Origin of the sequence: Bartonella sp. TT29SHDZB (assembly GCF_042193395.1) — a bacterium.
Classification (GTDB): domain Bacteria; phylum Pseudomonadota; class Alphaproteobacteria; order Rhizobiales; family Rhizobiaceae; genus Bartonella.
In genome coordinates, this window is record NZ_JBHILQ010000028.1 from 1 (window position 1) to 8,684 (window position 8,684).

The following is an 8,684-nucleotide window of genomic DNA, read 5'->3' on the forward strand; positions in this document are numbered from 1 at the left end:
GGAAAAAAGTTCCTTGATGAGAATGCCATAAAAAGAGTTTTGCGTGGTTGTCTTAAAGACTTCAAAAGAGATTTCTTATTGTTTTCTATGATGGTTTTTGACGACAGGATGTGCTTGATAGGATGATGTCTCGTTTATATGCGTGTTGAGTGGCTTAGAGGAGCTGGAGAGTGAATTTATCTCTAATTATTGATAAATATATTGTAGCATTAAACTGGGGATATTGATGTATTAACCATTGACGGGCTAAACAGTTTTGTTTAGAGGTTTTTCCATAGAAATGTGGGGGAGAGATCTTCAGCAGTTAAAATAAAGTGGTTTTTGTAAAATAAAGCAGTTTTTGGGTGTCACTTTTTTGGTTACAGAGGCATGTGCTTTTGTTAAAAGTGTTATAGGGCAGTGGCTGTTTTGAGTGGGTTTATTAGCGGTTCCATGAAGTTCTTTTAAATCATGCTTCATGAATAGTGCAAAGCGGGGGCAATCTGTATTGTTTTGTGTATTTTTACGCCAAAGTTCTCTTTTGAGAATTTTTCGTGCCATTGTTGTTTTCTTTGGCTTGTTTACAGGTGTAAATGTTTATGCGCGTTCCTCAGCTATTTTTCATTCCCCAACAGATAATTTTTCTCGTGGGTATTCAGAAAAGCAGCAATTAGAAAGAATTGAGAAATTACGCGCTTTAACGCCTAAAAGGATAAAGACGCCTTCAGAGCAAAATCCAGAAACGCTTTTGGGTGGGAAGCAATGTTTTCCCATTCATGCTGTTGTTGTTGAGGGAGTGCATCATGTCAAAAAGCGCTTTATATCAGCCGTAACAGAGCCTTATGTTGGAGGATGTATCGGTCTTGTCGATATTCAGCTCTTAATCAAGAAGTTAACCAAAGTTTATTTGGATCAAGGCTATGTAACGGCGCGTTTTTATATTCCTGATCAAGATATCAAAAACAGCAAGACGCTCAAATTTGTTGTCGTTGAGGGAAAGCTTTCAGAGATTTACTATAATGGTTCACCGGCATCTCGTTATAATAATGTTGTGTGGAGTGCTTTTCCTGGGCTTCAAGGTCATGTTCTGAACATGCGCGATATTGAACAGGGGCTTGATCAGATCAACCGTTTGAGTTCAGCGCACGCTCAAAGCGAACTTCTTCCAGGGCGTGAAGAAGGGAGCACCATTGTCAATATTAACAATCATCCCGATAAAACTTTCAAGGTTACTGTTTCTCATGACAATATGGGACAATCTTCCACGGGTTATGCGCGTTATAGTGCGGGCTTGAGGGTAGAAAATATTTTAGGGATGAATGATGCGTGGGATTTTAACTATCAACGCAGTGAGCCCGATTATTGGGGTGGGAGCAAGCAAGAAGGACATAGTAATAACATTTCAGCGAGTGTGAGTATTCCGTACGGTTATTGGACCTTTGGATTGAATGGCACTGTTTATAATTACCAAAGCATAATCCCTGGCAATTTTACCGATATTGAGACGACGGGGGATTCCAGTGAGTTGCACGCCAGTACAAGCAGGGTTCTTTACCGTGATAGTGTTTCCCTTACAACCTTGAATTTAGGTCTTTCTTATAAAAGAACCAACAATTACCTTCTTGGCAATAAGATTGAAGTGGGCAGCCGTCAATATAGCGTCGCCAATTTTGGGATTTCGCATTCGCGCCAGATGTTGGGTGGGACATGGACCTTTGATGTGAGTTATTTGCAAGGGCTCCCTTTGTTTCATTCAGTAAAGAAACATGCGCCAGGGGCAGGGGATGCGGAGCCACAATTTGCCAAATTTACTGGTACGCTTAGTGTCATGACGCCTTTTAAGGTAGGGGGCTTGGACTTTATACTGAGCAATCTTTTGAGTGGTCAATATTCACCGCATAATTTATTGGGTGCTGAGCAGATTTCGTTGGGGGGTGCTTCCAATGTTCGTGGCACGCGTGAGAGTTTTCTTTTTGGCAATAACGGTTTTTTTAGCCGGAATGATTTGTTGTTGCGCACCATTCCGTGGAGCAATCACGCGACCTTCAAAAAGGTTTTTGGAGAACTTCGCCCTTATGTTGGTTTGGATTATGGGCGTGTGTTTTCGCAAGCTTTGTATGGGATTAAGAGTGACCAGCTTGCCGGTTGGACAGCAGGTGTCAAGCTTGCGGGAGGCATGGTCTCTCTTGATGCCAGTTATTCCAGTATTTTTTGGAGCACAGTTAAGCACAAAAAATCAGGAACATTTTTTATGACATTAACAATGGAACTTTAAGCATTTTTTATTGGGGAGTTAAAGTATGAGATATGAGAAGAGAGCAAACAGAGCAGCTTTATTAGGTGTTTTAGTCTCCAGTACGATGCTCAAAAAGGTTTTATTTGGGGGACTTGGTTTTTCTTGTTTGTTAGCACCTTCAGCGTTACAGGCACAAATTACTGTGGATCCTAACGCTAATGCCGCCCATCGTCCAGATATAGTCGCAGCGCCCAATGGGGTTCCTTCCATTGATATTGTCACCCCCAATGGCAAGGGCTTATCACACAATAAATATAACGATTTTAATATTGGAAATCCAGGTGTGATTTGGAACAATCATGCGCAAGAAGTGGGGCAATCGCAGTTGGGGGGCATTATGCCGGGCAATCCGCATTTGCGCCTCACGGGTTCAGCGAAAGTGATTTTAAATGAAGTCACCAGCAGCAAGCGCAGTGCTTTGAATGGTCCAGGAGAGGTTTTTGGGAGCCCAGCCGATGTGATTATAGCCAATCCCAATGGGATAAGCTGTGATGGTTGCGGTTTTATCAATACGCCCCATGCGACCTTAACCACAGGTGTACCCGAAATTGATGCGAGCGGTTTTTTGAAAGGTTTTGAGGTGCGAGGTGGGGATATTACCTTTGGAGCAAAGGGAGCCAATTTTTTCTCAGGCCAAGGGGCTGTTGATATTGTCGATATTGTCTCACGCACAGTGCATTTTGAAGGAGCTGTTGCGGGCAGAGAAATTGGAGTGACAGCAGGGACGGGTCACTTTGATTATGCTTCACGGCAGATGAAAGAGCTAACTGATATTACTGGTAAACCGGAATATGCGATAGATGGTTCTGCTTTGGGGGCTCTACAGGCGGACAGAATAAAACTTGTGGCAACAGAAAAAGGTGTTGGGGTTCGTATGCGCCATGATATGGCAGCCAATGCGGGGCAGTTGCATCTTTCTGCTGACGGGAAAATCTCGTTGAAGAATGTTTTTGGTCATGGGGGTGTTGTCCTCAAATCGAAAAGCCAGAGCGTATTGGCAAAGCACATCACCTCGAAAAAGCATATTGATATTGCAGCAAAAAAAGATGTGACATTAGAGACGGTTGGTGCTGATGGTCATTTGAAGATAGAGGCGCAGGATGGGCTTTTATCGATTGCCGGTAAGGCAACCTCTGGGGGCAATATGGAGCTTTCTTCGCGCCAGACACTTCAAGTTTCAGGGCTAGGGGCAGGCGCTGATATGGCTCTTGAATCGGGCGGAAATTTGAAGCTTGAGGGGATTGTTTTAGCGCAAGGGAATCTCAAGGCGCATGCCGGTGGTGATATACAGGCGCAGCTTTTAGCTGGTGGGGTTGATATGGCGGCAACGGGTGCTGCTGGTGTTGTTGTTCTTGGCACCCAAGGGGATGTTGATCTCCAGAGCAGTCAAGGTGCGATTGTTGCTGAAAGTGTTTATGGAGCAGGAGATATCACCCTGGTTTCTCATAACGGGCTATCTGTTTCTCAAACAATTCTATCGCATCAAAATGTTGCCATTCAAGCACAACCAGAAACAAATGCTCCCGTTCATTTTAGACAACTTTTAGCCTATGGTAAGGCAAATATTGAGGGTGGGGCGGTTGACTTTTCTTCGCTGATGACGGGTGAAAAAGCTGTTTTAAAGGTTGGCAGCCTTGATGCAGGCACACTGATGACAGGTGTCGTTTCTACGGGCGGTTCAGGGGATCTTGTTTTAGATAAAAACGGCTTTCTTTTGATTACAGCAAAAGAAGGGGTGAAGGTTGGTCAGATTGCCAGTGGTGGCAATATTGAAATTTTTGCAGGCAACGACATCTATTATGATCAGGTCATGGGCTATGGCAGCGCAACATTGACATCGGTATCAGGAGAGATCAGTGTTGAGAATGTGCTGTCTGCTGAGGGGGATGTGAGGTTGACAGCAAACACTCTCGATTTAAGCAATAATCGTTCTCATATTTACACGCCGCAAACGCTGTATTTAATTGCAGATCATATTGATGTCTCAGAGAGCGAATTGGCTTATGGCGGTTTAGACTTTCAAAGCACCAATGCCCTTGATATTCACAATGCAAGGCTACAAGCCGTGACAGATCAGGGAGGGACTGGAGATATTCTCTTTATTGCTCCAAGCGTTATGGTTGATGAGACAACTTCTGTTTTAGCAGCACGAGATTTCGTGATCAAAACGGGGGAGCTTGGAAATAGCGGTCAATTGGCATCGGGGCAGGATTTAGTCTTTAGCGTGACGGGGGATGTGACCAACAACAAAACGGGTTTAATTTATGTGAAGGGCAATGGTGCTTTACAAGTTGATGGTGCTTTGCTCAATGATTTTGGCACCATAATGACAGAAGGTGATTTATCTTTCACCAATGCAGATGGCAGCGGAAAAAGCCTTTCGCTTGTGAACAAAGCAGGCTTTATTCAAGCTGGTGGAAACTTAAATATCCAAACCAACACCCTAAAAAACGAAGCCGATAGCACGCCTGTCATCACGGAAAAAACGGAATATAGCGATATTTCTTTCCAAAGACCAAAGGGTTCTGATCAACTCAGTGATGGGATGTTATATCATGATGCGAAAGTTGGTCTTTGGGGACAAGGGCACGAACATCAAGATGATAACGGAGTTTGGAAAGGACACTTATACATTTACTTAGATAATCCACTTTGGAATAGTAAAGAAGAAACCTATGGCACCGCAATTTCAAGCGATGGAACAGTCTATAAGGCATTTACTTGGAAATATATTGACGAAAGAAACTCTGTAGAACAGTATCGATGGAATGGTGATAGGTGGAAGGCAGGAGGGATCTGGTCAATAAACAAACACTGGTCACATATGACAGAAAAGACTGTCACACAAGCATTTTCGCATAAACCAACTGTTTCGGGGGTAATACAATCTAGTGGCAATCTCATCATTAACGCTGATACCATTGACAACCATTATAGCTCTATGAGAGCAGGGGGAAATACCGATATCCACGCTGGTGTGCTGACCAATCTGGGTGCAACGGCTTATAAAAAAACCTATATGGGTTGTAATGCCAATACCCAGGATGGTTATTGTTATGGCTATAAAGCTGATGGAAGCCGCGATGTTTCTTTAGATATAGCCAATGGCAAGGATCGCCAGATTGGTTCAGAAGCTTTGGAGAGCGTTCCTGGTCTTGTCCAAGCGGGCGGCACTTTAAATCTGGTGGTCGATCAACTCAATAACACGGCAGCGGAAGGTTCGATTACAGGGGATGCGCATTTTAAAGCACAAGCAGTTGAAGGCAATCCACTGGAGTCCTTAAGTGGTTTAACCGGGGCTGGCGCTCTCTTTATACCAAAAGTCGATCTCAATAATGCAGGGGAACTTTCTGAGGGGCTCCCTTTACCAAAACCCCAATCGGGTGGGGTTGGGGGCACGCTACCCAATCAAAATTTCATTTATGAAACGCGGGCAGAATTTCTTGATGTCGGCAAGTTTTATGGCTCAGCCTATTATTTGAACAGAATTGGCTACAATCCTGACAGAGAGATTTTTTTCTTAGGCGATGCTTATTTCGAAAAGGAATTGATTGAAAAACAAATGCGTGATCTTGTTGGTCAAGGTTTGGGCAAAGGTTCCTTTATTCCTGGAAGTGATGCCATTGAACAAGTCAAAACCTTGCTGGATGTCGGGGCAGACTATGCAAAAGCACACAATCTCCCTTTTGGTGAGGCTTTGAGTGAAGAACAATTGGCGTCCCTAGAAGCCCCAATGGTGATTTATGTGCGCCAACAGGTCAAGGGCATGGATGTTTATGCACCGGTGCTTTACATCCCCGAAAAAGACAGATCCTCCTTTGTTTCTGCTGGGGCTTTGATCATGGGCAATGATGTCAATATCACCAGCCAAAATACAAGCAATTCAACGATTATCAATTCAGGGCGGATTGCGGCAAATCACCAATTGCATGTGCATGGTGGGGATATCCTCAGTCAAGGGGGGTATTTTGCTGCGGGTAACGATGCTGTTCTCCTTGCGGAGAAGAATATTCGTTTAGATGCAGGGCGCACAACGGTTGACGGCGTGGAGACAGTATTAAACACCGAGGCGCTTTCTGCTGGGGGCAATGCAACGGTGATTGCTAAACAAGATATCACCGCCTCAGGGGTGGGGATCACTACCGGAGGTGATCTTGCCATGGCTACAGAACAAGGTAACTTGACGATCGGTTCAGCAGAAACCCATTACCATGATGAACAGGGTGATGCCACCATGCATCATAAATCAGAAGTCAACTCTGGAGGCTCAACAACGCTTTCCTCTGGAAAAGATTTGAATATTTTAGGCTCTGATGTTCAAACAAAGGATAAACTTCTCTTACAAGCTGAGAGGAATGTTTCTATTGATGCCACACGCAACAGCATGGACAATCAGAGTGGGAGTGAAACATCTCATGTTGCCTTACACAATGGCTCTCATCTAAGTTCTGGAAAAGAGACCACTGTTATCTCTGGAAAAGATATCCATATGGCTGCTTCCGATATAGATGCCAAGGGTAATGTTGCTCTTGGCGCCCAAGGGGAGATAGCGATAGGGGTGAGAAACGATGAGATGGAGTATCATCTTCGCACCAAAAACACGAAAGTGGACATGCAAGCCTCTCATGCGGTTGGCTCTTCGATAAAATCGGGAGGTGATACCACGGTCATTGCAGGGCAGGATGGCAAACCGCATGATCTCACTATCACAGGTAGTTCCATTGCGGCTGATGGCAAGGTAGGGCTGAAAGCCAGCAATGATATTCTCATCAATAATGCAGAGGATAGCTTACATTATGAGATGTCGTACCATAAAGACGGTGGGGTGTTTAGTAGCAGTAAATCTGAGCATAACAAGATGGATGTGCGCCAAGTTGTGGGGTCAAGCATAACAGGGGGTGAAGGCATTGCCATTGATTCCGGAAACAACACGGAAGTTGTAGCCTCGACGCTCGTAGCCGGTAAGGCAGAGGAAACGTCAGGAGAGAAAGCACCAGGAGAACAGAAACAAGCGGATATTACCATTCACTCTGGGGGAAAGATTACTATCAAAGGCGCCCAAGAACACTTGGACCAGCAAGCACAATCGTCATCAAGTGGCTTTTTGCATGAGAAATCTTCCGATACATCTCAATCGCATACCACAACGGTTTCCTCTATCCTTGGGGCAACGGGCAACATCGTGTTAGACGCACAAGGAGAAGCCAAGATTTCTGCTTCTCATCTTCTTTCCGGTCAAGATATCAATGTGAGCGGAGAAAGTGTGACGATTGATGGCATGACAGATCATCATAAAAGCCATTCAGAGGAGCATGAAACGGGTTTTGGTGTGGGATCAGGTAAGGGCTTTGTGTCGATATATGGGAGTGAGGGAAAGACAGAAAATGAAGAGAGTTTTGAGCATCAAGGTTCTTCTCTCAATGCGGATGGCAATATCAACATCACTGCCAAGAAAAAAGATGTGAAAATTGTTGGCTCTGACCTTGCGGGTGAGAATATTAACCTTTCGGCAGCTCGTGATGTGAATGTGCTTGTTGGTCATAATAGCCATTCCTCAAGCTCAAAGGAAGAACGTACAGGTTTTGGGTTTCAGTTTGAAAAGAGCAACAGCGGTGCTTCCGTGGGTGTTGGAATTGCAAGCGCCAAAGATACGGGCGATCAATGGGAAAATACTTCCACACAATCACACATCACGGCACGCCAAGATGTGCAGATTACTGCTGACAATGATGTAAATATGCAAGCAGCCATTGTTTCGGCGGATCGTGATGTCAACATGGATGCCGGCAATAATATCACGCTTTCAGAAAGCTATGATACCTCTAACGGCAAAGAGACACATGAAAAGTCTTTTGCTGGTGTGACAGGCTCTGTCAATGTGGGCATTCTTGGTGCCGTAAAAGATGTAAGGGATGCAGTCAAACGTTTTGGTCATGGGGATACAAAACACAAAATCGGTAATGGTCTTATTGCTGGTCTAAAAGGCTATGATCTCTATAGCAAAGGCAAAGGTCTTTATAATGGGATGAAAGGTGGAAACAAACAGTCTATTCGTGATATTGCTGATGTTTCTGCTAGTGTAACCGTGGGCTTTAAGACAGAGAAGGCAGAGGGTTCTTCTCAAGCTTCTACTGCGGTAACAGGTACAATAGAAGGCGGACGCGCTGTTAATATGCAAGCCCACAAAGGCAGCATCCATGGTGTTGGAGCCGATATTATTGCCGGTACAAACCCGATGCAAAGCAATGATGAACAGAGTGGGAATATCACCATGGGAGCAGGTGAAGATATCATCTTTGAAAGTGCACAAAACACGCAAAGCACACAAAACAACACGCAAAGCGCTTCGATGAATGTTGGGTATAGTTATGGTACCGGTGGTCCAGGGTGGATGGGGAATGCTTCTTTT

The 8,684-nt window shown here is 44.5% G+C and carries 2 protein-coding genes; both read left to right on the forward strand.

Annotated elements, in window-relative coordinates:
- Positions 1-457 precede the first annotated feature (457 nt).
- Positions 458-2,254, forward strand: coding sequence for a ShlB/FhaC/HecB family hemolysin secretion/activation protein (locus ACFIJJ_RS08505; RefSeq protein ID WP_375646635.1), 1,797 nt, complete (start codon positions 458-460; stop codon positions 2,252-2,254).
- 25 nt (positions 2,255-2,279) lie between these two features.
- Positions 2,280-8,684 (forward strand): hemagglutinin repeat-containing protein (locus tag ACFIJJ_RS08510; RefSeq protein WP_375646636.1); only part of this gene is annotated, 6,405 nt, incomplete at its 3' end.